General features: G+C 68.0%; 25 protein-coding genes. 13 read left to right on the plus strand and 12 right to left on the minus strand.

All coding sequences use genetic code 11. From position 1 onward, the window contains the following. Positions 1–26: 26 nt before the first annotated feature. The 4 genes from phbB to gluQRS all read right to left on the minus strand — a co-directional run bounded on the left by phbB (position 27) and on the right by gluQRS (position 3,227). Complete coding sequence (gene phbB / locus ASD77_RS12955; RefSeq protein ID WP_055942350.1) at positions 27–767, minus strand: acetoacetyl-CoA reductase; 741 nt, start codon at positions 765–767, stop codon at positions 27–29. Between the two features lie 74 nt (positions 768–841). Continuing rightward, the gene (gene phaR, locus ASD77_RS12960; RefSeq protein ID WP_055942352.1) at positions 842–1,345 is read right to left on the minus strand and encodes a polyhydroxyalkanoate synthesis repressor PhaR; all 504 of its coding nucleotides are present in this window, start codon (positions 1,343–1,345) and stop codon (positions 842–844) included. Positions 1,346–1,521: 176 nt separating this feature from the next. Next, positions 1,522–2,262 carry a beta-ketoacyl-ACP reductase gene (locus tag ASD77_RS12965; protein ID WP_055942356.1) on the minus strand — a complete coding sequence of 247 codons (741 nt, stop codon included), beginning with the start codon at positions 2,260–2,262 and terminating at the stop codon, positions 1,522–1,524. A gap of 44 nt (positions 2,263–2,306) precedes the next feature. Further along, positions 2,307–3,227 (minus strand): tRNA glutamyl-Q(34) synthetase GluQRS, encoded by a 921-nt coding sequence (gluQRS, locus tag ASD77_RS12970; protein WP_055942359.1) that lies wholly within the window; start codon positions 3,225–3,227, stop codon positions 2,307–2,309. Between the two features lie 120 nt (positions 3,228–3,347). Between gluQRS and htpX the strand changes: the two genes are divergently transcribed. Next, entirely contained in the window at positions 3,348–4,229 is an 882-nt protein-coding gene (htpX, locus tag ASD77_RS12975) for a protease HtpX (protein WP_055943445.1), read from the plus strand. Positions 4,230–4,310: 81 nt separating this feature from the next. Here the strand turns inward: htpX and ASD77_RS12980 are convergent, their stop codons facing one another. Then, positions 4,311–6,386: an EAL domain-containing protein gene (locus tag ASD77_RS12980; RefSeq protein ID WP_055942362.1), complete on the minus strand. Its 2,076-nt coding sequence runs from the start codon at positions 6,384–6,386 to the stop codon at positions 4,311–4,313. A 97-nt stretch (positions 6,387–6,483) separates the two neighbouring features. Beyond that, positions 6,484–7,503 carry an EF-P beta-lysylation protein EpmB gene (epmB, locus tag ASD77_RS12985; protein ID WP_055942364.1) on the minus strand — a complete coding sequence of 340 codons (1,020 nt, stop codon included), beginning with the start codon at positions 7,501–7,503 and terminating at the stop codon, positions 6,484–6,486. Positions 7,504–7,606: 103 nt separating this feature from the next. Between epmB and efp the strand changes: the two genes are divergently transcribed. The 9 genes from efp to ASD77_RS13030 all read left to right on the plus strand — a co-directional run bounded on the left by efp (position 7,607) and on the right by ASD77_RS13030 (position 15,821). Beyond that, on the plus strand, positions 7,607–8,173 hold the full coding sequence (gene efp, locus ASD77_RS12990) for an elongation factor P (protein WP_055942365.1): 567 nt from the start codon (positions 7,607–7,609) through the stop codon (positions 8,171–8,173). After that, positions 8,173–8,388, plus strand: a complete 216-nt coding sequence (locus tag ASD77_RS12995; protein WP_055942366.1) for a hypothetical protein — start codon at positions 8,173–8,175, stop codon at positions 8,386–8,388. The genes efp and ASD77_RS12995 overlap by 1 nt, the downstream gene beginning before the upstream one ends. A gap of 6 nt (positions 8,389–8,394) precedes the next feature. Beyond that, positions 8,395–9,732 (plus strand): TRZ/ATZ family hydrolase, encoded by a 1,338-nt coding sequence (locus tag ASD77_RS13000; RefSeq protein ID WP_055942367.1) that lies wholly within the window; start codon positions 8,395–8,397, stop codon positions 9,730–9,732. 148 nt (positions 9,733–9,880) lie between these two features. Further along, positions 9,881–10,600 (plus strand): bifunctional 2-polyprenyl-6-hydroxyphenol methylase/3-demethylubiquinol 3-O-methyltransferase UbiG, encoded by a 720-nt coding sequence (ubiG, locus tag ASD77_RS13005; protein WP_055942368.1) that lies wholly within the window; start codon positions 9,881–9,883, stop codon positions 10,598–10,600. After that, positions 10,597–11,292, plus strand: coding sequence for a phosphoglycolate phosphatase (locus tag ASD77_RS13010; protein ID WP_055942372.1), 696 nt, complete (start codon positions 10,597–10,599; stop codon positions 11,290–11,292). The genes ubiG and ASD77_RS13010 overlap by 4 nt, the downstream gene beginning before the upstream one ends. Before the next feature lie 111 nt (positions 11,293–11,403). After that, positions 11,404–12,111 (plus strand): squalene/phytoene synthase family protein, encoded by a 708-nt coding sequence (locus ASD77_RS13015; RefSeq protein ID WP_055942376.1) that lies wholly within the window; start codon positions 11,404–11,406, stop codon positions 12,109–12,111. 106 nt (positions 12,112–12,217) lie between these two features. Further along, positions 12,218–13,156 carry a GTP cyclohydrolase FolE2 gene (gene folE2, locus ASD77_RS13020; RefSeq protein ID WP_327194195.1) on the plus strand — a complete coding sequence of 313 codons (939 nt, stop codon included), beginning with the start codon at positions 12,218–12,220 and terminating at the stop codon, positions 13,154–13,156. Positions 13,157–13,328: 172 nt separating this feature from the next. After that, positions 13,329–14,906 (plus strand): GGDEF domain-containing protein, encoded by a 1,578-nt coding sequence (locus tag ASD77_RS13025; protein ID WP_162247632.1) that lies wholly within the window; start codon positions 13,329–13,331, stop codon positions 14,904–14,906. After that, complete coding sequence (locus ASD77_RS13030; RefSeq protein WP_055942380.1) at positions 14,907–15,821, plus strand: hypothetical protein; 915 nt, start codon at positions 14,907–14,909, stop codon at positions 15,819–15,821. It begins immediately after the preceding gene. 530 nt (positions 15,822–16,351) lie between these two features. On the opposite strand, the gene ASD77_RS13035 is transcribed toward ASD77_RS13030, so the two are convergent. From ASD77_RS13035 to yidD, 3 genes are read right to left on the minus strand one after another with little or no spacing between them, the layout of a single operon-like run. Then, positions 16,352–17,158, minus strand: a complete 807-nt coding sequence (locus ASD77_RS13035) for a M23 family metallopeptidase (RefSeq protein ID WP_055943450.1) — start codon at positions 17,156–17,158, stop codon at positions 16,352–16,354. 44 nt (positions 17,159–17,202) lie between these two features. Beyond that, positions 17,203–18,549: a dihydroorotase gene (locus tag ASD77_RS13040; RefSeq protein WP_055942383.1), complete on the minus strand. Its 1,347-nt coding sequence runs from the start codon at positions 18,547–18,549 to the stop codon at positions 17,203–17,205. After that, on the minus strand, positions 18,549–18,809 hold the full coding sequence (gene yidD / locus ASD77_RS13045; RefSeq protein WP_055942384.1) for a membrane protein insertion efficiency factor YidD: 261 nt from the start codon (positions 18,807–18,809) through the stop codon (positions 18,549–18,551). Before yidD ends, ASD77_RS13040 begins: the two co-directional genes overlap by 1 nt. A gap of 95 nt (positions 18,810–18,904) precedes the next feature. Here yidD and dksA point away from each other — a divergent pair, with 95 nt between their 5' ends. Beyond that, positions 18,905–20,029, plus strand: coding sequence for an RNA polymerase-binding protein DksA (dksA, locus tag ASD77_RS17815; protein WP_082563338.1), 1,125 nt, complete (start codon positions 18,905–18,907; stop codon positions 20,027–20,029). Between the two features lie 66 nt (positions 20,030–20,095). Here dksA and ASD77_RS13060 read toward each other — a convergent pair whose 3' ends face one another. From ASD77_RS13060 to cysS, 3 genes are all read right to left on the minus strand, one after another. Then, positions 20,096–21,337, minus strand: a complete 1,242-nt coding sequence (locus ASD77_RS13060) for an MFS transporter (protein ID WP_055942391.1) — start codon at positions 21,335–21,337, stop codon at positions 20,096–20,098. After that, a complete protein-coding gene (locus ASD77_RS13065; RefSeq protein ID WP_055942394.1) occupies positions 21,334–21,771 on the minus strand; it encodes a SufE family protein in 438 nt (145 codons plus the stop codon). The genes ASD77_RS13060 and ASD77_RS13065 overlap by 4 nt, the downstream gene beginning before the upstream one ends. Before the next feature lie 157 nt (positions 21,772–21,928). After that, positions 21,929–23,317 (minus strand): cysteine--tRNA ligase, encoded by a 1,389-nt coding sequence (cysS, locus tag ASD77_RS13070; protein ID WP_055942398.1) that lies wholly within the window; start codon positions 23,315–23,317, stop codon positions 21,929–21,931. A gap of 141 nt (positions 23,318–23,458) precedes the next feature. Between cysS and ASD77_RS13075 the strand changes: the two genes are divergently transcribed. Further along, on the plus strand, positions 23,459–23,962 hold the full coding sequence (locus ASD77_RS13075; RefSeq protein ID WP_055942401.1) for a hypothetical protein: 504 nt from the start codon (positions 23,459–23,461) through the stop codon (positions 23,960–23,962). A gap of 271 nt (positions 23,963–24,233) precedes the next feature. Further along, complete coding sequence (locus ASD77_RS13080) at positions 24,234–25,238, plus strand: N-acetylornithine carbamoyltransferase (RefSeq protein ID WP_055942403.1); 1,005 nt, start codon at positions 24,234–24,236, stop codon at positions 25,236–25,238. Positions 25,239–25,245 lie beyond the last annotated feature (7 nt).

The following is a 25,245-nucleotide window of genomic DNA, read 5'->3' on the forward strand; positions in this document are numbered from 1 at the left end:
GGGAAGACGGGGACGCGGCGTGCCGCTCAGAAGCTCATGAACAGTCCGCCGTTGACCGGCAGGTTGGCGCCGGTGATGTAGCCGGCATCGTCGGCGCTGAGGAAGGCGACCGCGCGCGCGATGTCGCCCGGCTGGCCGATGCGGCCGACCGGCACCGAGGCGACGGTGCGGTCGCGGACCTCGTCGGGCATGGCGCGCGTCATCGGTGTTTCGACATAGCCGGGCGACACGCTGTTGACGGTCACGCCCTTGCGCGCGACCTCGCGCGCCAGCGACATCGAGAACCCATGCAGGCCGGCCTTGGCCGCGGCGTAGTTCACCTGGCCGAAATTGCCGGTCTGCCCGCTGACCGAACTGATATTGACGATCCGTCCGAAGCCGCGCGCCTGCATGCCGTCCACCGCGTGGCGGCACAGATTGAACACGCTGTCCAGGTTCACAACGAGCACCGCGTCCCACTGCGCCTTCTCCATCTTGCGCAGGGTCGCGTCGCGGGTGATGCCGGCGTTGTTGACCAGGATGTCGAGCGTGCCGTAGCGGGCTTCGATATCGCGCACGAACGCAGCACAGGCATCGAAGTCGGCCACGTCGACGGTGGCGGTTTCGATGTCCAGCGCGGCCGTCTGCGCGCGGAACTGTTGCAATCGCTCAGGGGAAGCGGGCAGGTCGGCGGCGATGACCTTGCGACCGGCGCGTGCCAGGGCCTGGCAGATCGCCAGTCCCAGCCCACCCATGCCACCGGTCACCACGGCGATGCGTTGCGTCATGCGGAGTTCCTGTATTTCGGCTCAAAAAAAGGCCCGCGCAACGGGGCGCGGGCCGGATTTCACTGCGTAGGGCGTCAGCGTGCGCGCGTCTTCGGCGTTTCGCGCGGGGTTTCCTTCGGCTTGACCGTGGTCGGGCGACCCATGCCACCGGTCAGGTTGCGCTGGAATTCCTGCCACAGCTCCATGTTGCGCTCGGTGAGCTGGTTCATCATGGTCCACGGCGTCTGGCCGAGCAGGTTGCCCATCTGGCTGCGGAACTGCTGCTGCTGTTCCATGAACAACTGCATGCTGCGCTCCAGGTAGTTGCCCATGAAGCCCTGCAGCGAGTCGCCGTAGAAACGGATGATCTGGCTCAACAACTGCGTGGACAGCACCGGCTCGCCGTCCTGTTCCTGCTCGCTGATGATCTGCAGGAGCACGGTGCGGGTCAGGTCGTTGCCGGTCTTGGCGTCGCGAACCTCGAAGTCCTCGCCATCGACGATCAGCTGGCGCACGTCCTCGATGGTGATGTAGCTGGAGATCTCGGTGTCGTACAGGCGACGGTTGGGGTACTTCTTGATGATGCGGATCGCAGCCATTGAGTCTTCGCTCTAAACGCGTATGACGGCAGCATGACGCAGCGCAACAGCCCTTGCAACAGGCCGCAAGGCAGGGGCGCCCTGTTCAGCGAAGGAAACATGCTGCGCAGCATCGGAACGGACGACGCCCCTTGCGGGGCGTCGTGTGACATGTCATCGGGGCAACGTGAAGGGCCTCACCAGCCCATGTGGTGGCCGCCGTTGATGTCCAGGTTGGAGCCGGTGATCCACGCCGCCTGGTCGTCAACCAGGAACGCCACCGCATAGGCGATCTCCTCCGGTTTGCCGAGGCGGCCGGTGGGAATGTCGGCGGCGATCTTGGCGCGCACCTCCTCCGGCACCGCCATCACCATGTCGGTGGCCACGTAGCCGGGCGAAACGGTGTTGACGGTGATGCCGAGCTTGGCATTCTCGCGCGCCAGCGAAATGGTGAAGCCATGCATGCCGGCCTTGGCGGCGGCGTAGTTGGCCTGGCCGTACTGGCCCTTCAGGCCGTTGATCGAACTGATCTGGATGATGCGGCCCCACTTGCGGTCGCGCATGCCTTCGATCACCGGGCGGGTGACGTTGAACACCGAGTTGAGGTTGGTGTTGATCACGTCGCCCCACTGCCCGGAGGACATCTTGTGGAAGGTGCCGTCGCGGGTGATGCCGGCGTTGTTGATCAGCACTTCGACCGGGCCGAGCGTCTGCTCGACCTCCTTGACCATCGCTTCAGCTTCGTCGGGCGAGGTCACATCGCCCTTGACCAGCGCGAAGTCGTAGCCATCGGCCTTCATCTGCGCCTGCCACGCGCGCGCCTTTTCCTCGTTGCGGTAATTGGTGGCGACCTTGTGGCCCATGTCGGCCAGCTTCTTGCAGATGGCGGTACCGATACCTCCGGTGCCGCCGGTGACCAGGGCGACGCGCGATGTCATGTGGGGAATCTCCTTGGACCGTCCAAGCCGACGGCCGTCCGATTCTAGACAGCGCCTGCGGCAGGATTGTTGTGCGCTGCAGCGAACATCAGTGATGTCACTTTTGGCAGGCGATCCGGGCGGAATTCGCGTCGGGCGAGCCGCAGGGCGACGGCCGGCGTCCGTGCACCGTCGAGCGCCGTCGGCGGTTGGCCCAGCAGCTGCCACGCGGCCCGCAGGGCGGGAAGCGGTGCGTCGTCGTCGACCGGCAGGGCCGCCATCGATTTCGACAGCTTGTGGCCTTCGGCATCCACGATCAGCGGCAGGTGCAGGTACGCGGGCGTGGGCAGGCCGAGCGCGCGTTGCAGCAGGATCTGCCGCGGCGTCGAATCGAGCAGGTCGGCACCGCGCACCACGTGCGTAATGCCCTGCGCCGCGTCGTCGACGACCACCGCCAGCTGGTAGGCCCAGAAGCCGTCGGCACGGCGCAGGACCACATCGCCCACGTCGCGGTCCACCTGTTGCTTTAGCTCACCCTGCAGGCCGTCCTGGAAGGCCACCGTCGTGTCGTCGACCACGCGCAGGCGGACGGCGGGCGGCCGCGCGGGATCGTGCGCGATGCACCTGCGATGGATGCCGCTGCTGGCGGCCAGGTCGGTACGGCTGCAGCGGCACTCGAATGCGCTGCCGTCGGCCAGCAGCTGCGACAGCGCGTCGGCATACAGCGGGTGCCGGCCGCTCTGCCAGACCACCGGTTCGTCGGACACCAGGCCGAACGCGGCCAGCGTGGCGAGCTGCCGCTGGGCGGCGCCGGGCACTTCGCGAGGTGGATCGAGGTCTTCCACCCGTACCAGCCAACATCCGTCGTGATGGCGCGCCAGCAGCCAACTGCCCAGCGCGGCCACCAGCGAGCCGAAATGCAGCGCGCCGGTCGGCGACGGCGCGAAGCGGCCGCGGTAGGGCATGGAGGGATCGCGTTCGGTCATTCGTCAGACACTACCGGAAGCTGAACCGTACAGTCAGCAAGCCGCTTGAATTCGCAGCGGCACAGCCGCAATTCTGCGTCGTTGCCGTTCGCTCATGCACGACCCTTGGAGATCCGAACCGTGTTTACCCGTGTTGCATTGTTCCTGGCCACCAATTTCGCGGTGCTCGTGCTGGCCGGCATCGTCATGTCCATCCTGGGGGTCAACCCGAACCAGATGGGCGGCCTGCTGGTGTTCGCGGCGATCTTCGGTTTCGGCGGCTCGCTGATCTCGCTGCTGACCTCGAAATGGATGGCCAAGCGCGCCACCGGCGCGGTGGTGATCGAGCAGCCGCGCAACGATACCGAGCGCTGGCTGGTGGCCACTGTCCAGCGGCAGGCGCAGGCCGTCGGCATCGGCATGCCGGAAGTGGCGGTCTACGACGCCCCCGAGATCAACGCCTTCGCCACCGGCGCCAACCGCAACAACGCCCTGGTGGCGGTGTCCACCGGCCTGCTGCGGCAGATGAACCAGGACGAGGCCGAAGCCGTGCTGGGTCACGAGGTGGCCCACGTCGCCAACGGCGACATGGTCACCATGGCCCTGCTGCAGGGCGTGCTGAACACCTTTGTGATCGTGCTGGCGCGCGTGGTCGGCGGCATCGTCGACGGCTTCCTCTCGGGCAACCGCGAGGGCGGTGGGCGTGGCTTCGGCTACTACATCATCGTGATGGTGCTGGAAGTGGTGTTCGGCCTGTTCGCCACGATGATCGCGATGTGGTTCTCGCGCCGCCGCGAGTTCCGCGCCGACCACGGCGGTGCCACGCTGGCTGGCCGGCAGAAGATGATCGCCGCACTGGAACGCCTGGGTCAGCAGCAGCGCCCGAGCACGCTGCCGGCGCAGGTCGAGGCCTTCGGCATCGCCGGCGGCATCGGCCAGGGTATGAAGAAGCTGTTCCTGAGCCACCCGCCGCTTGAGGACCGCATTGCCGCGCTGCGCGCGCAGCAGGGCACGTTCGCCTGAGCCGCATCGGCCTGCTGCATTGAACGAAAAACCCGCCGGAAGGCGGGTTTTTCTTTTCGCGTCTACGGCGCTGAGGGCCGGTCAGCTGAAGTCGTAGTTCATCGCCGGGCCGGGCGCGGCCAGGAAGTTGCCTTCCACGTAATCCAGGCTGGCGGTGAACAGGAACGCCATGGTCGCTGCGTCCTGCACGTGTTCGGCCACCGTCAGGATGCCCAGCGCCTGCGCGCGCTCGGAGATCTCTCGGATCTTCTGCTGGTGCTCCGTGTTCTTGCCCAGGTCCTCGCTGAAGACGCGGTCGATCTTGAGGAAGGTCGGCTGGAAGTGCGACAGCAACTGGAACGAATCCAGGCCCGCGCCGAAATGCTCCAGGCCAACCTGGCAGCCGAGCTTGGCCGCTGCGGACTGGAACGCCTGCGCCTGCCGCAGATGCGTGAACACCTTGGCTTCCGGCGTCTGCAGCCACAGGCGGTCGCCCGGCACGTCGTGCGCGGCCAGTTGCTTGGCGATCACGTCGAGCAAGCGGTTGTCGGCGAAGGAGGCCGGGCTGACCTTCACCACCATGCGCGTGTCGTGACCGGCGCGCTTGCGCTCGGCCAGCACCTCGATGGCGCGGTTGACCACCCAGCGGTCGATCGCATCGAGCAGGCCGTTGTCCTCGGCGATGCCGATGAAGGACTGCGGCTGCACGATTTCGCCATTGGATTCCAGCCGCAGCAGCGCTTCGTACACTTCGCCCGGCTCGCCCTGCAGGCTGACCACCGGCTGGTAGTGCAGCCGGAAGCTGCCGTCCTGCAGTGCCGACTGCAGGCGCTGGATCCAGTTCTGCACGCGCTCTTCCTCGGCGCGATCCACCGCGCCGGGGTCGAAGATCTCGATGCGGTTGCCGCCGAGGTTGGTGGCCGTCTGCAGCCCATCCGTCGCGCGCGTCAGCACCGGGCCGACGCTGGCGATCTTCTCGCCGATCTGCACGCCGCCGATGCTGGTGGTGACCGAGGCGGAACGCTCGCCCACGTTGAAGACATGCGAGGCGTAGGACGCGCGCAGCTTCTCGGCCAGTGCCGCGGTCTGCGCATGGTTGCCGCGCAGCAGGACCGCGAAGGTGCGTTCGCCGAAACGCGCGGCGATGGTGCCGGCGTCCAGCTTCTCCGACAGGCGCGCCGCCAGGGCGGCGGCCAGCGCATCGGCCGAGTCGATGCCGATCTCGGACAGCAGGCGCTGATAGTGATCGGGCTCGATCAGCAGCAGCGCGTACTGGTCTTCACCACGGGCCACTTGGGCCACCGCGTTTTCCAGCTCGCGCAGGAAGGTGGGCCGGTTGAGCAGGCCGGTAACCATGTCCCGCTGGCGCAGGTCCTCGACCTCGCGGGCGAGTTCGGGGTCGAACTCCTCGCGGCGGCGGAACACCACCTGCACGCAGGCCTCGCCCTCGTAGGTGGCGGTGGCGAACTCCAGCGTGGCCGGGAAACTGTCGCCGTCGATGCTGCGGGCTTCCAGTTCGAAGCGCGGCGGCGGTGGTTCGCCCTTGCTGAGCTTCTTCAGCAGGGCCTTGAAGTCGTTGACGTACTGCGGACCCACCAGGTCCAGCAGCGAAAGGCCTTCGACATCCTCGAACGACTCGAAGCCGAACATCTCCAGATAGGCGTCGTTGGCCCGGATGTGCATGCCTTCGTGGATGTAGGCGATCGGGTCGCGCGAGGACGAGATCAGCGCATCGCAGCGACGCTCGGTTTCGCGCATCTGGCCTTCCAGCCGGCGCTGCGAGCGACGCGCGTCCAGGTCCGCCCATTCGCGACGCAGGACCGTCAGCACGTGCTCCGGGCGACCGCGCAGGGCGATCGCGCGGGCACCGGCGGCCTGATCGGCGAGCAGGTCGGCCTCGCTGATCGCATCGGCCAGCACGATCACCGGGATGTCCTTGCCGCTGGCATCGACCTGGCCCAGCACGGTGGCCAGGGGGATGCCCTTGGCCGTGCGCGAGGCCAGCAGCAGGTCCATCGGCTGGGCGGCGACCATCTGGCCCAGTTCGGCGGCGTCGAGCGGTCGCAGCGGACGCACGGCGATGCCGCCGTTGCGCAAGGTGGAAACGATGGCTTCCGCGTCCTCGGCGCTGTCGTCCACCAGGGTCAGTCGAAGCGTGGTGTCTTTGCCGATCTGCATGCAGCGTTTCCGCGAGGAGAGCGCGTTTAATACCCGAACGTGTGAGACGAGTCCAATGCAACCGTCGCAGATGCGGACATGGCCGGCGGCCGGTGGATCAGAGCGGGCGCTTGCCGGTGTCGCCGGCGACTTCCCGCACCAGCCGCGGCACCAGGTAGCCGGAGAGGCGGGCGGCCAGCGCCGCATGCAGCGTTTTGGCCTGTGCGTCGTCGACCTCGAAATGGGCGGCACCGGCGACCCGGTCCAACTGGTGCAGGTAGTAGGGCAGCACGCCCGCCGCGAAACCCCGTTCGCTGAGCGCGGCGAGGGCGTCGACGTCGTCGTTGACCCCGCGCAGCAGCACCGCCTGGTTGAGCAGGTGCGTGCCGACGGCGCGCAGGCGCTGCAGTGCGGCGTCGACGGTGGCGTCGAACTCGTTGGCATGGTTGGCGTGGAGGACCAGCGTCACCGGCCAGGGCAGGCTGCCCAGCCAGGCCAGCAGTCCGTCGTCCACCCGCTCGGGCAGGACCACCGGCAGCCGGCTGTGGATGCGCAGGCGGCGCAGGTGGGGAATGCCGGCCAGGGCGTCGGTCAGCTCGGCGAGCTTGCTGTTCGACAGCGACAGCGGGTCGCCGCCGGACAGCAGCACTTCCTGCACGCTGGCGTCGGCGCGTATCAGATCAACGGCCTCGCGCCAGCCCTTGCGCGCGGCGGTTTCGTCCGAATAGGGGAAGTGGCGGCGGAAGCAGTAGCGGCAATTGATCGCGCAACTGCCGGTGGCCACCAGCAGGGCGCGGCCGCGGTATTTCTGCAGGACGCCAGTGCCGGTGCGGGCGGCGCCATCGCCCACCGCATCCAGGCCGTAGCCGGGGACCGGCCGCATCTCGTCGTCCAGCGGCAGCACCTGGCGCAGCAGCGGGTCGTGCGGATCGCCGTGACGCATGCGGGCCACGAAACCGCGCGGCACCCGCAACGGGAACTGCGCCGCCGCCGCGTCGGAGACCCGGCCGGCCAGCGCATCCAGCCCCAGCAGCGACAGCAGCTCGCGCGGATCGCGCACGGCGTCGCGCCAGGCCTGTTGCCAGCGCGGTGCGGCCAGGGAGGCGGGGTGTCGGGGGTCGGGGGCTGCGGTTATCATGTCGGGTCTGAAAACAAGCACCCGCCGGGTCCGGCGGGTTTCCGCATTCTATCCGGCCGGCCGCCCTGCGCGGCGGGTACGCCTCACCTCCAGGAGCAGCAGCATGGCCAGTTATGGCATGAACGACGTCAAGAACGGGATGAAGATCCTGATCAACAACGAGCCGGCGATCATCAGCGACACCGAGTACGTCAAGCCGGGCAAGGGCCAGGCCTTCACTCGCGTGAAGTACCGCCTCATCAAGAGCGGCCGCGTGCAGGAAATCACCATGAAGAGCACCGACTCGGTCGAGGCGGCGGACGTGGTGGACACCGACATGCAGTACCTCTACTCCGATGGCGAGTACTGGCACTTCATGCAGCAGGAGACCTTCGAGCAGGTGCAGGCCGACAAGGCCGGCATGGGCGGCGCCGAGAAGTGGCTCAAGGGTGAGGAAGACTGCGTAGTGACGCTGTGGAACGGCAATCCGATCCAGGTGACCCCGCCGAATTTCGTCGAGCTGCAGATCACCGAGACCGACCCGGGCGTGAAGGGCGACACCGCCGGTACCGGCGGCAAGCCGGCCACGCTGGAAACCGGCGCGGTGGTGCGGGTGCCGCTGTTCGTCGGCCAGGATGAAGTGATCAAGGTCGACACGCGCACCGGCGAATACGTCAGCCGCGTCAAGTGATGGAGCAGCTCGCGCTTTACCTGGGCGTCTGGGCCGCCGGCGTGTTGCTGGCCGGGCTGGGCGTGATGCTGTGCTGGAATGCCACCCTGCCGCGGCTGTTCCCGCAGGTGCCGCGGCTCGGCTACGGGCGGGCGCTGGCACTGATGCTGCTGTGCTGGCTGCTGTTCGGCGCCGGCGCTTTCGGCATCACCTACACCCTGGGCTTCGGGATCTGACCCTGCATGACCGACACTGCACCTGACCCCTGCGACCTGTTGATCGAAGCCGGCTATGTGGTGCCTGTCATCCCGCATGGCGTAGTGCTGGAACAGCATGCGGTGGCCGTCACCGGCGGCCGCATCGTCGCCATCCTGCCGGTGGCCGAGGCGCGCACGCGCTTCGCCCCGCGCGAGACCGTGTCGCGGCCGGAGGCGGCGCTGATTCCCGGCATGGTCAACGCGCATACGCACAACCCGATGACACTGCTGCGTGGCGTGGCCGACGACCTGCCGCTGAAGGTATGGCTGCAGGAGCACATCTGGCCGATCGAAGCGGCGGTGATCGGCCCCGATTTCGTCGCTGACGGCATCACCCTGGCGATCGCGGAGATGCTGCGTGGCGGCACCACCTGCGTCAACGAGAACTACTTCTTCCCGGACGTGCAGGCGGCGACCTACAAGCGGCACGGCTTCCGCGCGCGCGTCGGCCTGCCGGTGATCGACTTCCCGACAGCGTGGGCGTCGTCGGACGATGAATACTTCGAGAAAGCGGGCGAAGTGCACGATCAATGGCGCGACGACGCGCTGATCGCCACCGCCTTCGCCCCGCACGCGCCGTATACGGTCAACGACGCCAATTTCGAGCGCGTGCGCATGCTGTCCGACCAGCTCGACGTGCCGGTGCACCTGCATCTGCACGAGACCGCGCAGGAAGTGGAACAGTCGCTGGAGAAGCACGGACAGCGCCCGATCGCGCGGCTGGACCGGCTGGGCCTGTTCAACGACCGCCTGATCGCCATCCACATGACCCAGCTGACCGAGGCGGAAATCCATCTCTGCGCCGAACGCGGCGTCAGCGTGGTGCACTGCCCGGAATCCAACCTCAAGCTGGCCTCCGGCTTCTGCCCGGCCTGTGCGCTGGAACGTGCAGGCGTGACGCTGGCGGTCGGTACCGACGGCTGCGCCAGCAACAACGACCTGGACATGTTCAGCGAAACCCGCACGGCCGCGCTGCTGGCCAAGGCCGTGGCGCAGGACGCCGCCGCGCTGGATGCGTTCAGCGCGCTGCGTGCGGCTACGCTGGGTGGCGCGAAGGCGATCGGTTTCGACGACCGCGTCGGCTCCATCGAGCCGGGCAAGGACGCCGACCTGGTCTGCGTGGATCTGTCGGCACTGGAGACGCAACCGCTGCACTACGTGGTGTCGCAGCTGATCTATGCCACCGGCCGCCAGCAGGTCAGCGACGTGTGGATCGCCGGCAAGGCCAAGCTGCGCCAGCGCGTGCTGGTCGACATCGATATCGACGGCGTCATCGCCAATGCGCGGCAGTGGCGCGAGCGGATTGCCAGACTGGGCCGTTGAATCTACCGTCGTCATCCCGGCGAACGCCGGGATCCATGCTGATCTTCCCCTTGATGGGGATGACGAACGCAACGTCAACGTGGGTCCCAGCTTCCGCTGGGACGACGTAATGGCGTCCCATTGGGCCGGCCCGCTCTACAATGACGGGATGAAGACCCAGACTTCCCCCCTCGACGACAACTTCAACCAGGCCGAACTCGACAAGTTCGGCGCGCTGGCGAACCGCTGGTGGGACCCGGATGGCCCGCAGAAGGCGCTGCATGCGCTGAATCCCGTCCGCCTGCAGTACGTGCGCGACCGTGTCCGCCTGCCGGGCGCGGCGGTGCTGGACGTGGGCTGTGGTGGCGGCCTGCTGAGCGAGGCACTGGCGCGCGAGGGCGCGCAGGTCACCGCGATCGACCTGGCGCCGGAACTGGTGAAGATGGCGCGGTTGCACAAGCTGGAATCGGGCGTGCAGGTGGACTACCAGCTGCGTTCGGTCGAATCGCTGGCCGAGGAGCGGCCCGGCAGTTTCGACGTGGTCACCTGCATGGAGATGCTGGAGCACGTCCCCGATCCGGCCTCGATTATCCGCGCCTGCCACGCGCTGCTGAAACCGGGCGGGCAGTTGTTCCTGTCCACGCTGAACCGCACGCCCGCCGCATTCGCGCTGGCCATCGTCGGCGCGGAGTACCTCGCCCGCCTGCTGCCGAAGGGAACGCATCACTACCGGGAATTCATCCGGCCCTCGGAACTGGCCGCCTGGCTGCGTGATGCCGGCTTCCAGCTGCAGGACGTGACCGGCCTGGCCTACGAACCGTGGCGCCAGCGCGCGCGGCTGACCTCGCGCACCGACGTGAACTATCTCGCCAGCGCGGTGAAGCCATGACGGCGCCGGGCTTTCCGCGCGCTGCGTTGTTTGACCTGGACGGCACGCTGCTGGACAGCGCGCCGGACATGCTCGCCACGGCCAACCGCATGCGCGCCTCGCGCGATCTCGGCCCGATGACGCTTGACGTATTGCGCCCGCATGTGTCGAAGGGTGCACGCGCGATGCTGGCCGCCGCGTTTCCCGCAATGGAGCAGGCGCCTCGCGAAGCACTGGTGCCGGAGTTCCTGGCGATCTATCAGGAAGAACTCGGCCGCCACAGCGTGCTGTTCGACGGCGTGGCGGAGATGCTCGACGCGCTGGAGGCGGCGGGCAGCACCTGGGGCATCGTCACCAACAAGCCGGAATACCTGGCGCGCGACATCCTGCCGCAACTCGGCTGGGACACGCGCTGCGCCGTGCTGATCGGCGGCGACACCCTGGCCGAGAAGAAGCCGCATCCCTTGCCGCTGCAGGTCGCCGCCGAACGCATCGGCATGGCCATCGCCGACTGCGTGTACGTGGGCGACGACGAGCGCGACATCCAGGCGGCCCGTGCGGCCGGCATGCCGTCGATCGCGGCGTTGTGGGGGTACCGGCAGGCGCATGAGGAGCCGGCGGAATGGGGTGCAGATGTCCTGGCGGAATGGCCGGCGGAACTGGCCCAGACGACGGCCTGGCCCTCGACAGAATTCAGCGTGGCAGCGACGTAAGTCGCGATCGATGTGGCGGGATGGCCTGTCTCGCGTCATTGGTATCCACGTGCTCGACTTCCATCGCGACTTACGTCGCTCCCACACGTCTCCCGCACCGCCAACACGCCGATGTCCGACTCCGCCGCCCTCGACAGCTTTCTCGACAAATGGCGTGCACGGTGGCCAGAGTGGTCGGTGGCCGAGGTGTTCGTCGCGCCGGCGCGCCGTGACATCGCCGTGGCATGGTTCGCGTTGCTGCAGGAGTTCGATGACGTACTGAACGTCAGCGGCGACCCCATGCCCGCCGATGCCAAGCTGGCGTGGTGGAGCGAGGAACTGCGGGGCTGGAGCGCGCAGCGTTCGCGCCACCCGTTGGGCCGCCGGCTGGAGCCGGTGCGTGCCGCATGGTCTGCGCTGGGCGACGCCTTGCCCGCCTTGGTGGCCGCGCGTGAAACCCCGTCGTCGGGCGAAGCGGCCTTCGCCGCGCTGGCGGGCTATGGCGCGGCCGTCGCCGCAGTGGAGGCCGAGGTGCTGGGGCGTGCGCCCGCGACGGATGCGGTCGTTGCACAGGTGCTGGCCGCTCGTCTGGCCGACCTGGGCGCGTCCGCCGTGCCGACCGCCTTCCGTCAGCCGGACGACGGGGCGGCCGTGCCCGCTTGGGCGACGGACCTGCTGCGGCGATGGGACGGACGGCGGGAAGGCGCGCGCGAACGTCGCGTCCTCGCCGCCTACATGCGGGGAAGGGTGGTGCGCCTGGCCCGACAGGGCGTGCCGGCGGCATTGCCGTCGCGTCCCGTGTTGCTGTTCGCCGGCTGGCGCGCCGCCCGCGGCGACTGAAGGCGCCGCATATCGCCGCGATAGCCGCAGGAAAGCGTCGTAACGGACTGTTTCATCTGGGGATTCGGGGCAGGGCGTACAATGCGCGGCATCCACTCCCCCGTGCATGATCATGTCGCCCTCGCTCCCTGCGGTGCCCCGCGCCGACCTTCCCGATGTCGCCCATCAACGCGTGCCGCTGGCCCGTCCGCTGGACTGGGTGGGCATGGAACACATCGCGCTGCCGGTGCGCGTCGCCGACGGGCAGGGCGGACACCTGCAGGTCGCCGCCAGCATCGACCTGTCGGTGAACCTGGCCAACGCCGATGCACGTGGCATCCACATGTCGCGCCTGTACCTGCAGCTGCAGGACGGGCTGGCGCGTGAGGCGATCACGCCGGCCGGACTGCGGCACCTGTTGCAGGACAGCGTGGCGTCGCAGGCGGGACTGGCCACCAGCGCACACCTGAAGGTCCGCTACGACGCCCTCCTGCAGCGCAAGGCGCTGGAGAGCGATTACGCCGGCTGGAAGCGCTACCCGGTGGAGATCGACGCCACGCTGGTCGACGGCCATCTCCATCTGGCGCTGGCGTTCTCGGTCGAGTATTCCAGCACGTGTCCCGCCTCCGCCGCACTGTCGCGGCAGGCCAATGCCGAGCGCTTCGTCGGCGATTTCGCCACCGCGCAGGGGGTGTCGGTCGCGGCCGTACACGACTGGCTGGCCTCCGAGCGCGGCCTGGCCGCCACTCCGCATGCCCAGCGCAGCCGCGCCAGCGTGCGCGTGGAATTGCGGCCGCAGTTCGACGAATTGCCGCTGGTGGCGCTGGTCGATGCCATCGAAGCCGCCCTCGGCACGCCCGTGCAGACCGCGGTCAAGCGCGTCGACGAACAGGCGTTCGCCCGCCTCAACGCCGAAAACCTGATGTTCTGTGAGGACGCCGCCCGCCGCGTGGCATCCGTCCTCTCCGGCGACGCCCGCGTGGCCCGCTACGACGCCACCGTGGCGCACTACGAAAGCCTGCATCCGCACGATGCCGTGGCCCGGGTCAGCGGCAGCAACGACTGAGCCGCCGGCCGGCCCCACCGTCGAGTCACATTTACCCGCTATCCGCGCTATGCTCCGTCGCTGACGGTACGGCGGAATGGATATGGGGAATCCACGGCGCCCGGCACGCTGTCTGCTGCTCTGGCTCTGGCTGAGCGTAGCGGCACTGCCTGCCACTGCACAGACTCTCAACGTGTCCCGGCTCGCGGACGACGCGCCCGCGCGCGAGGTCGTGTCCGGCGCGCTCGACGGGCGCTTCGTACCCGCCCGCGACGGTCTGATCTTCGAGTCCGTGACCGAACCGCGCTGGTGGCGCGTGGTCAGCCCGGTGGATGTGGATGCCGGCCTGCAGCCGCACCTGGTGGTGCGCGCGCCGTATCAGAACCGCATCACCCTGTGGATCGGCGACGGGCCGCCGCTGACGCGGAGCCTGTTCGCCGACGACGCCGACCTGGCGTTCTCGGCGCGCGCATTGGCGTTCCCGCTGCCTGACGGCGTGCGTGCCGGGCAGCCACTCTACCTGCGCGTGCAATCGGTAGGCGGCACGCCCATGCCGTTGTCCATCGAGCCGTTGCGGTCGGTCCATCGGCAGGACCTGGAACACGTCACCTGGCGCGCGATGGTGCTGGGTGCGATGGGCGTGCTGACGGTACTGGCGCTGGGCTTCTGCATCGGGCTGGGCGAGCGCAGCTACGGCTTCCTTGCGCTGACCCTGCTGTCGCAGGCGCTGTTCCTGGCACTGGCCGGCGGCGAGTTGCGCAGCGTCGAGATCTTCGGCCACGTGCTGGGTTCGGACCCACGCATGGCGCGCGTGGCGGGCATGCTGTCGGTGATCGCCAGCAACACCTTCTTGGCGTTCTACCTGGAACTTGCGCGGAATGGGCCCCGCATCTTGTGGTTGATGCGGGCCTGCAACTTGCTGCTGGGCGGCCTGATCCTCGCGTCGCTGGCCACCACCCACACGTGGGTGCCGCGGCTGGGCAATGGCGTGCTGCTGCTCGCCACGGCCGCCGTGCTGCTGGCCGCCATAAACGGCACGCTGCGGCGGCAGCGGCCCGCCTTCTTCCTGCTGCTCTCGTGGCTGCCGATGATGCTGCTGACCGCCGCGCGCGTGGGCGAACTGCTCGGCTGGTGGGTGGGACCGGTCTGGTTGATCCATGCGTTCCCGATGGGCTTCGCACTGGCCGGCCTGGTGCTCACCGTCGGTCTGGCCGACCGCATGCAACAGCTGCGGCGCGATCGCGACCACGCCAGCCAACTCGCCGCACAGGACACACTGACGGGCGTGCTGTCGCGGACGGCGATCATCGAGCAGTTGCAGCGTGAAGTGGAGTTCGCCCATGCACAGGGCACGCCGCTGTCGGTGGTGTTCTTCGACATCGACCACTTCAAGCGCATCAACGACGAACACGGCCATCCCGTGGGCGACCAGAGTCTGCGTCTTGTGGCCACCCGTACGCGCGGCAAGCTACGCAAGCGCGATTTCCTCGGCCGCTACGGCGGCGACGAAATGCTGGTGCTGCTGCCCGATACCACGTTCGACAACGCGCTGGTCGTGGCCGAGCATTTGCGGGCCGCAGTGAACAACCGTCCCCTGACCATCGATGGCCGCGTCATCGATACCAGTCTCAGCCTGGGCGTGGCGCAGCTGGCCGAAGGCGAAACCTTCGAGCGGCTGCTGGAGCGTGTGGACGTGGCGCTTTACTCCAGCAAATCGGCCGGACGCGACCGCGTCACCGGCGACCTTTCCCTGCAACCAGGAGATGCCTGAGTGGATCCGCAAGCCGCGCGCCCCCGTTTCCCCGTCGACCAGTTGCAGGTCGGTGACCTGTTGCTGATGCTCGGCAAGAGCCAGCTGTCGAAGCTGATCGCCTGGTTCGGCGACAGCGCCTACAGCCATGTATCGCTGGTGTCGGCGGACGGACTGCTGATCGAGGGCATCCGTCCGGCGGTCAAGGAGAGTCCGCTGGCGGCGCGACTGGCACCGGACGGCCCGGTGGTGTTCGTCGATGCCTATCGTTCGCTGGCCGCCGACGGTAGCCCGTTGAGTGAGGACGATCGCGCCGTGGTGCTGCGCCATGCGCGCTCGCTGATCGGCACCACGTTCGCGCAGGACGACTTGGTGACGATCGGCCTGCTGGTCGCCCTGCGCGGCAAACCGCGGCATCTGCCGGTGTGGTTGCGCTGGCTCATCCGCGAAGCCACCGACCATGCGATTCGTGCGGATTCGGACAGGATGCTCTGCAGCGAATTCGCCTATCGCGCCTTTGCCGACGCGGACACCGTGCCTGCGCGCCGGCTGGCGCGTCCCATCGTGCCAGGCGAACCGAGCGACCTGCCGTTCCCCGACGTGGATTACATCAAGCTGCAGGAAGAAGTGCGCGAGATGCTGAAGCCGAAACGCAAGGCGCTGGAGCAGGACGCGCTCGGGGTCGATGCGGTCACCGGCGGCACGCCGGTCTGGGACTCGGTGGATGCCCTGCATCTGGACGATGCCGCGCTGGACGCTTCGATCATGGCGCTGCGTGAGCGACTGGGACTGGAATCGCCGCATGCGAAAGCCGCCAACAGCGTGGACGCCGTATTGGGCACGGCCTGGCCCGAAGTAGGCCCGCCGAACCCCAAGCTGGTCCGCCCGCGCGATCTGGCGGACAGCCCCGCCAGTCGTTATCTCGGGCGACTATAAGCAGGCTGGAGCCATCTGCCTGTTGGAAAGTCCCTGTATCCGTCGTCCCAGCGTATGCCGGGATCCAGTGCCTTTGCTGGGACTGCACGTCGGCGAGTCCCAGCTTGAGCAATCGGCTTTGGAAGACATCGGCATGACGATAGCGGCCCCGTTGCATCCAGATCCGTCGTCCCAGCGAACGCTGGGACCCATTGGCTCGTGCTGTTGCTCGTAACGCGGCGCGTCGACGCAGAACCGCGCACAGGCAACAGCAAATGGGTCCCAGCGTTCGCTGGGACGACGAGCCGGGGGGGGCGTTGCCTTGCTAAGACCCAATCCGTCGTCGCTGCAGCGTCGGGATGGCGGGAAGGGTTTGCGTCGTCGACGCAAGCGCGTCGCAACGCGCCCGGTTGGCGAACAACGTGCGGTTACTTCCCGCGTTCGAGGACGAGCAGGGGGTCGATGCGCGTGTCGAACCGCGCCCCCGGAAACCTGAAGCGCCACGGCGCTCAAGCGCGTCGCAACGCGCCCGGGTGGCGAACAGTGGGCGGTTACTTCCCGCGTTCGAGGACCAGCAGAGGGTCGATGCGCACATCGAACCAGTTCATCCCCCAATGCAGATGTGGCCCCGTCGCACGCCCGGTCGCGCCGACGGCGCCGATCACCTGGCCCGGCTCGATGCGGTCGCCCACCTTCACGTCGATGCGCGACAGGTGCAGGAAGTTGGAACTGACGCCGTGGCCGTGGTCGAGCAGCACGGTGCCACCCGTCAGATAGAGGTCGGGGGATGCGAAGGTCACGATGCCACCCGCGGGCGCCTTGATCGGAGTACCGGTCGGCGCCGCGATGTCCATGCCCGAGTGGCCGGCGCCAGGCTTGCCGTTGTAGATGCGGCCATTGCCGAAGCGGCCGCTGATGCGGCCTTGCACCGGCCACTGGAACGGCAGGGCGAAGTCGGCGCGATCATCGTCGCGGAGGCGCGCGGCGGTGACCATCGCCTGTTCGCGCTGGATGCGGGCGGCGATCTCCGCGGGCGGGTCGACCGTCTTCGGCGGCACGCCGTTGACGCGTTCGAGCGGCCAGTCGCGCGGGGTCACCGCGACGACGACCGATTCCGTGCGGCCGGACGGCGTGGTGACGTCCACGGTCAGCGGCCCCGTTTCATCGCGGCCCACGCCGAGCACGACGGTACCGTAACCGGTGCTGCGCAGCAGGCGGTCGCGATAACGCACCTGGCTTCCCGGCGGCACCTTGCCGAACACCAGCGCGCCCTGCGACACGCTCGCCGGGAACACCACACGCTCTTCCTGCGAAACCGGCGCTATCGACGCGGCATCCTGCGCGGCGACCAGCGGAATCCATCCGGCACACACTGCGGCGAACAGCGCCGCCACCACCAGCTTCAACGTGCGAACTCCAGGCGCTGCCCATTGGGGGTGCCGACCAGGTGTTCGCCATTCCAGACCATGCGGCCATTGACCCAGGTGGCGCCGATCCGAGAGCGGAACGTACGGCCTTCGAACGGCGACCAGCCGACCTTGGACAGCACGTCCTCGCGCTTCACGGTGAGCGGCTCATCGTCGATCAGCACCAGATCGGCGAAGTAGCCTTCGCGCAGGTAGCCGCGCTCCTTCACGTCGAACAGCTGCGCCGGCGCATGGGCGAACTTCTGCACCACGCGGGTCACGTCCATACGTCCTTCGTGCACCAGTTCCAGTGCGGCGACCAGCGCGTACTGCACCAGCGGCAGGCCGGAGGGCGCCTGCACGTAGGGCTTTTCCTTCTCTTCCAGCGTGTGCGGCGCGTGGTCGGTCGCCAGCACGTCGATCACGTCGTCCACCAGCGCACGGATCAGCACCTCGCGGTCGCTGGCGTCCTTGATGGCCGGGTTGCACTTGATCAGGTTGCCGAGTGCGGCGTAGTCGGCGCGGTCGAAGCGCAGGAAGTGGATGCAGGTTTCGGCGGTGATCTGCTTGCGCGCGCCATCCGCGTGCACCAGCGGGCCGGGGGTGAACAGCGCCAGTTCGTCGGCGGTGGAGATGTGCAGCACATGCAGGCGTGTGCCGTGCTTGCGCGCCAGCGACATCGCCAGCCGGGTGGACTTGATGCAGGCCTCGCGGCTGCGGATGTCGGGGTGGTGTTCGGCCGACAGGGCGTCGCCGTACTTCGCCTGGAACGCCGCCAGGTTGGCGTCGATGGTCGGCGTGTCTTCGCAGTGGGTGATGATGGGCGTGGGCGCTTCGCGGAAGATCGCGTCCAGCGTGTCCGGATTGTCGACCAGCATGTTGCCGGTGGAGGCGCCCATGAACACCTTGATCCCCGGCGCGGTCTTCGGGTCCAGCGTGCGGATCGCCTCCAGGTTGTCGTTGCTGGCGCCCATGTAGAAGCCGTAGTTGCCCCAGGCGCGGCCCTTGGCGCGCTGGTACTTGTCTTCCAGCGCAGCGGCGTCGAGCGTGGGCGGGCTGGTGTTGGGCATGTCCATGAAGGTGGTCAGGCCACCGGCCACGGCCGCCGCCGACTCGGTCGCCATGTCGCCCTTGTGCGGCATGCCCGGTTCGCGGAAATGCACCTGGTCGTCGATCATCCCCGGCAGCAGCAGCCGACCGGCGGCGTCGATCACGAGGTCGTCGCCCTGCGGCCGGATCTCGGCGGCGATGCGGGCGATGCGGCCGTCCTCGATGCGCAGGTCACCTTCGGTGACGCGGCCTTCATTGACCAGACGGGCGTTGACGATGACGGTGGCGGGCATCAGGGGTTCCTGGAGGGGCAAGAAGGGGAGGGGTGCGCGTGGCCGCAGGGCGGCACCGGATCGTATCCGCCGGGGTGCAGGGGATGGCAGCGGCCGATCCGGCGAAGCGCCAGCCAGCCGCCCTTGACCGGGCCGAAGCGGCCGATCGCCTCCATGGCGTACTCCGAGCACGACGGGACGAAGCGGCAGCGCGGCCCTAGCATAGGACTGATGAAGCGCTTGTAGCCCTTCAGCAGCAGGATGAGCAGGCGGGCGAGCATGGCCCGATGATACCGCGTCGGGTTGCCGCTGCCCGCTGGGTAGGCTATAAAAGCGCGCTTTCCCGATGCTCGGGAAGAACAAGGAAGCGCTGTTCGTGGCTGCAAAGAAACCTGCGAAGAAGGCCGCCAAGGCCGCCAAGAAACCCGCTCAGACCGTCGCCAAGAAGCCTGTCGTGAAGAAGGCTGTCGCCAAGAAGCCGGCCCCCAAGCCGGTCGCGAAGAAAGCGGCCCCCAAGCCTGTCGCCAAGAAACCGGCTGCCAAGAAGGCCGCTCCGGCCAAGAAGGCGGCCCCGGCGAAGAAGCCCGTGGCCAAGCCTGCGGCCAAGAAGGCAGTGCCGGTCAAGAAGGCGGTCGCCAAGGTAACCAAGCCCGCAGTCGTCAAGAAACCTGCGCCCGCGCCGGCCACCAAGGCGCCCGCCGCCAAGGCGGCTCCGGCGAAGGCACCGGCCAAGTCCGCAAAGCCCGCTCCCACCCCCGCACCGAAGCCTGCTGCAAAGCCGGCTCCGGCAAAGTCCGCCCCCACCGCGGCTGCGACCAAGACTCCCGTGCCTGTGACCGCCGCGAAGGCGGCTGCCCCGGCCCCGGCGCCCGCCGCCAAGGTTCCGTCCCCCCCGAAGCCTGTGCCAGTCCCGAAAACGAATACCAAGAACGCCAAAACCGCTGCTGCCGTCGAAGCGCCCCTCAGCCCCCGTCCCGCCGTCGCCCGTCCCGTGGGGAAGGTTGCGGTCGCCGTGGCGGCCCGGCCTTCCGCGCCGGTCGTGCGCGGCAAGGTGAAAGAAGTGCCCTACAAGACCGATGAAGCCACCGGTCGTCCGATCGTGCCGACCGGCTACAAGCCCTCACCCGACGAGGAGTACATGAGCACCCTCCAGCTCGAGTACTTCCGCCAGCGCCTGCTGCAATGGCGTGGCGACCTGGTCGAGGAATCCAAGCAGACCATCGAGAACCTCAAGGACGAAGTCCGCGACATCGGCGACGAGGCCGAGCGTGCGACCCGCGAGACCGAGAACTCGCTGGAGCTGCGTACCCGCGACCGCTACCGCAAGCTGATCGGCAAGATCGACAGCACGCTCAAGCGGCTGGACGCGGGCGATTACGGCTACTGCGTCGATACCGGCGAAGAGATCGGCCTCGATCGCCTGGAGGCGCGCCTCACCGCCGAGCGCACCATCGACGCGCAGGAGCGCTGGGAGCACCTGCAGAAGCAGCAGGGTGACTGAGCCCGGCCTCTTCCGCAAACGAAAAGCCCCGCTCCGGCGGGGCTTTTTCGTGGGCGACCGGATCCGCTACTGCAGTTCGCGCAGGTCCAGCCGCCGCAGCCGCGGCGCTTTCCAGGCGGTCACGCCGGCCACCGCCAGGATCGCGAAACCGCCCACGATCACCGCCGGCACCAGTCCCAGCAGGCGCGCCATCGTGCCGGCGTAGAACGCACCCAGTTCGTTCGACGAACTGACGAAGATACCGTTGATCGACGACACGCGCCCGCGCATATCGTCGGGCGTGGACAGCTGCAGGATGGTCGAGCGGACCACCACCGAGACGCCGTCGCACATGCCGTAGAACAGCAGGATTCCCGCCGACAGCCAGAAACTGCGCGACAGGCCGAAGGCGATGACGGCCAGGCCGAAGCCCGCCACGGCGAACAGCAGCACGCGTCCGGCGTGTTGCTGCAGAGGATGGCGGGCCAGCCACAGCCCCACGCAGACAGAACCGGCTGCCGGCATCGCGCGCAGGATGCCGAGGCCTTCCGGGCCGTAATGCAGGATGTCGTGGATGAAGGCCGGCAGCATCGCCACCACGCCGCCCAGCAGCACCGAGAACATGTCCAGCGCCATTGCGCCCAGCATGATCTGGTTACCCAGCACGAAGCGCGCACCCTGCGCGATGCTGGCGAACACCGGCAGGCTGACCGCCGGCGGTCCCGGCTCTTCCACGCGCAGGCGCGCCAGCACGATGGCCGCCATCAGCGCGAACACCACCGCCATCGCGTACGACAGCGTCTTGCCACCGAAACCCACCAGCAGGCCGCCCAGCGCGGGGCCGGTGACCAGCGCCGCCTGGAAGATTACGCTGCCCAGCCCCGCCGCCCGTACGAAGTCCTCGCGCGGCAGCACCTTCGCGAACAACGCGTTGTAGACCGGACCGAGGAAGGAGCGCGCCATCCCGGTCAGCGCGATGGCGGCGTAGATCGGCCATGTGCCGTGGAACGGCAACCGTCCGGCGGCGACGGCGACCAGGATCGCTGCCGTGGTCGCCAGCGCCGCGCAGGCGATGATGCCCACGCGCCGCCGTGGGAGGTGATCGACGAGGTAGCCGGCGAACGGCGCCACGCAGAAGAAGGGCAGCACTTCCGCCAGGCCCACCAGGCCCAGCGAGAACGGATCGCGGGTCAGTTCGTAGATATGCCAGCCGACGGTAACCGCGACGATCTGGTACGACAGCAGCGCGCAGATGCGGTACGCCAGTACCGCCGCATAGCCACGGTTGCGCAGCAGCGAGAACGCGGAAGGTGTACCGGTTCCGCTCACTTCGCGTTCGCGGCCGTCTCGCGGATGAAGGCCAGCAGTGAGGCCAGGCCGTTGCTGCGGGTGGGCGAGAGATGCTTGGCCAGGCCGATGTCGGCGATGTAGTCGGGCGAGGTGGCCAGGATCTCCGCGGCAGAACGTCCCGCGTAGACGCGCAAGGCGAGGAAGATCAGTCCGGAGACGATCGCCGAATCACTGACCGCATGGAAATCCAGCTTCGCCGCGTCGCCCGCGGGCACGATCCAGACCATCGACTGGCAGCCGAGCAGGCGGTGCTCCTCGCGCTTCCATTCCTCGGGAAACGGCGGCAGCTTGCGGCCCAGATCGATCAGGTACTGGTAGCGTTCGGACCAGTCGCCGAAGAAGGCGAATTCGTCCTTGATTGCCGCCTGCGCCTCGGCAGCGGTGGGTTCGAGCGGGAAGATCGTGTCGGTCATGGGGTGAGCAAGTCTGGTTCAGAAGCCCCTCTCCCGTCGGGAGAGGGGTCGGGGAGAGGGTACGGCGAAGTCCGTGTGGTGCCGGCATCCAGATCTCGCCACACCCTCATCCGGCGCTGCGCGCCACCTTCTCCCGCAGGGAGAAGGGAGCAGCAGCTCACGCCCGCTTCCAGCGCACGCCCTGCGGCGTGTCTTCCAGCAGGATGCCTTCGGCCGCCAGCTGGTCGCGGATGGCATCGGAACGGGCGAAGTCGCGGGACGTCTTGGCGGCCGCACGCTCGTCGATCAGTGCCTGGATACGCGCATCGTCGTCGGTCGAGGTGCCACGGCCGAACCACTCGGCCGGATCCTGCTGCAGCAGGCCGAGCACGCGACCGGCGCCGAGCAGTTCCGATTTCAATCGCTGCTTCTCCGCGTCGCCGCTGGCCTTGCGCGCTTCGGCGGCGATGCGCGCCACCTCGGCCAGCGCCAAGGGCGTGTTGAGATCGTCGTCCAGCGCGTCCTCGATCGCCGGCGGCGTCACCGCGGGGCCATCGACATCGCCCAGGTCACGCAGCGTGCCGTACAGCCGGTCCAGCGTGTTCTTCGACTGCTCGACCAGCGCCTCGGACCAGTCCAGCGGCTGCCGGTAGTGCGCGGACAGCAGGGCGTAGCGCAGCGCTTCCGGCGGATGCCGCTGCAGCAGGTCGTGCACCTTCTCGATGTTGCCCAGCGACTTGCTCATCTTGGCGCCGCCGAAGTTGAGCATGCCGTTGTGCAGCCAGAAGCGCGCGAACGGCTTGTGCGAACCGTCGGCATGCTTGTGTGCGCACTCGCTCTGCGCCACTTCGTTCTCGTGATGCGGGAACTGCAGGTCCACGCCGCCGGCATGGAGGTCGATGGTTTCGCCCAGGTGGGCCGCGGCCATCGCCGAGCATTCGATATGCCAACCCGGACGACCGATGCCCCAGGGCGACTCCCAGCCCGGCAGATCCGGGGTGGAGGGCTTCCACAGCACGAAATCGCCCGGATCGCGCTTGTATGGCGCCACTTCCACCCGCGCACCGGCGAGCATTTCCTCCGGGTCGCGGCCCGACAGCTTGCCGTATTCGGCAAAGCTGCCCACCGCGAACAGCACGTGGCCTTCGGCGGCATACGCATGGCCGCCGGCGATCAGCTGTTCGATCATCGCGATGATGTGCGGGATATGCGCGGTGGCGGCCGGTTCGATGTCCGGCGCGAACTCGCCGGTGACGCCCAGGCCGGCCATGTCGTCGCGGTAGGCGGCGGCATAGCGGTCGGTGATGGCCGAAATCGGCACCCCCAGCTCCTTGGCCGCCGCGTTGATCTTGTCGTCCACGTCGGTGATGTTGCGGGCGTAGCGCAGCTGGCCGAAACGGCGGCGCAGCAGGGCCGCCAGCACGCCGAACACGACCGGCCCGCGGGCATTGCCGATGTGAACGTAGTTGTAGACGGTGGGCCCGCAGACGTACATGTTCGGGATCGGGCCAAGCGGTTGGAAATCCTCGACCCGACGGGTGAGGTTGTTGTGCAGGCGCAGGGTCATGGGGACAGGGCAGGAGAGAGCACGGGAATTCTAACGCCACCGCCGCGCGCAGGGGCCCTGCGGCGCATCCGGCGGCGATGTTCAGCCCCACTCAAGGCGCGATCCCTACACTGAGGCCCCTGGATACCGCTCGCAGGCCACATGCTCCGCCTCCGCACCACCCTTTTCCTGTCCTGTCTTCTGCTCACCGCGCCCGCCGTGGCGCAGGAGCGGGTGATCCCGACGGAAAACGTGCGCCTGGACTATGCGCAGGTGCTGGGTGTCGAGCCGGTCTACCAGACCCTGCGCGCCACGCGCACCGAGCAGCGCTGCGACGAAGTGCCCGCCGCCACGCCCGAGGCGCAGCCGCCGGAGCAGGACGAAAGCCGCTGGAGCCGGATGGTCGACTCGGTCCGCGGCTGGTTCGGCGGTGACGCCGAGCCGGAGCGGGCGCCCCCGGTGACGCTGCCCCCGGTCAAGGTCAACTGCCGCGTGGTGCCGATCGAGCGCGAATTCCAGCGCCCCATTGCCTACGACGTGGACTACATCTACAAGGGCGTGAAGTACCGTTCGCGCCTGGCCGAAGACCCCGGCAACCGCCTGCGCATCCGCATCTCCGTGGTGCCCTACGTGGCGCCCGCCCAGTCCACCGCCAGCGGCCCCTGATTCCGTGCCTGGTTGCACACGCAACCGAATCCATCCTTGCGCTGCGCCGCAGCACATGCGAGCATTCGCGCCCATGAAGATGAACGCACACGCCCATGCAGACAGCGCGGCCTCGCAGGCCTCGAGCATGACCTCGCGTGCGCGTCGACCGGAATCCTGCATCTAGCTGGGTAGCCCGGACGTTTTCGCCTGTTCGCCGGAACCCAGCCAGAGGCTGGGTTTTTTCGTTTCTGAAGCCCGTTTGCCACATTCCCGACACCAGGATGCCGTAATGAAGCACTTCTTGAACACGCAGGACTGGAGCCGCAGCGACCTCGACGCGCTGCTGACGCAGGCCGCCCTCTACAAGCAGCACAAGCTGGGCGATGCGCTGAAAGGCAAGTCCATCGCCCTGGTGTTCTTCAATCCGTCCATGCGCACCCGCACCAGCTTCGAGCTGGGCGCGTTCCAGCTGGGCGGCCATGCGGTAGTGCTGCAGCCGGGCAAGGACGCGTGGCCGATCGAGTTCAACCTGGGCACGGTGATGGACGGCGACACCGAAGAGCACATCGCCGAAGTGGCGAAGGTGCTGGGCCGCTACGTCGACCTGATCGGCGTGCGTGCGTTCCCGAAGTTCGTCGACTGGACCTACGACCGCGAGGACATCGTGCTCACGTCGTTCGCCAAGTATTCGCCGGTGCCGGTGATCAACATGGAAACCATCACCCATCCCTGCCAGGAACTGGCGCATGCGCTGGCGCTGCAGGAGCACTTCGGTACCCAGGACCTGCGCGGCAAGAAGTACGTGCTCACCTGGACCTATCACCCCAAGCCGCTCAATACCGCCGTGGCCAACTCGGCGCTGACCATCGCCACGCGCCTTGGCATGGACGTGACCCTGCTGTGCCCCACGCCGGACTACGTGCTGGACGAGCGCTACATGGGCTGGGCCGAACAGAACGTGGCCGAGAGCGGCGGTTCGCTGCAGGTGAGCCACGACATCGACAGCGCCTATGCCGGCGCCGACGTGGTGTACGCCAAGAGCTGGGGCGCGCTGCCGTTCTTCGGCAACTGGGAGCCGGAAAAGCCGATCCGCGACCAGTACAAGCACTTCATCGTCGACGAGCGGAAGATGGCGCTGACCAACAACGGCGTCTTCAGCCACTGCCTGCCGCTGCGCCGCAACGTCAAGGCCACCGACGGCGTGATGGATTCGCCGCAGTGCATCGCCATCGACGAAGCCGAGAACCGCTTGCATGTGCAGAAGGCGATCATGGCCGCCCTGATGCAGCAGTGAGCGGAGA

The organism is Pseudoxanthomonas sp. Root65 (genome assembly GCF_001427635.1).
GTDB lineage: Bacteria > Pseudomonadota > Gammaproteobacteria > Xanthomonadales > Xanthomonadaceae > Pseudoxanthomonas_A.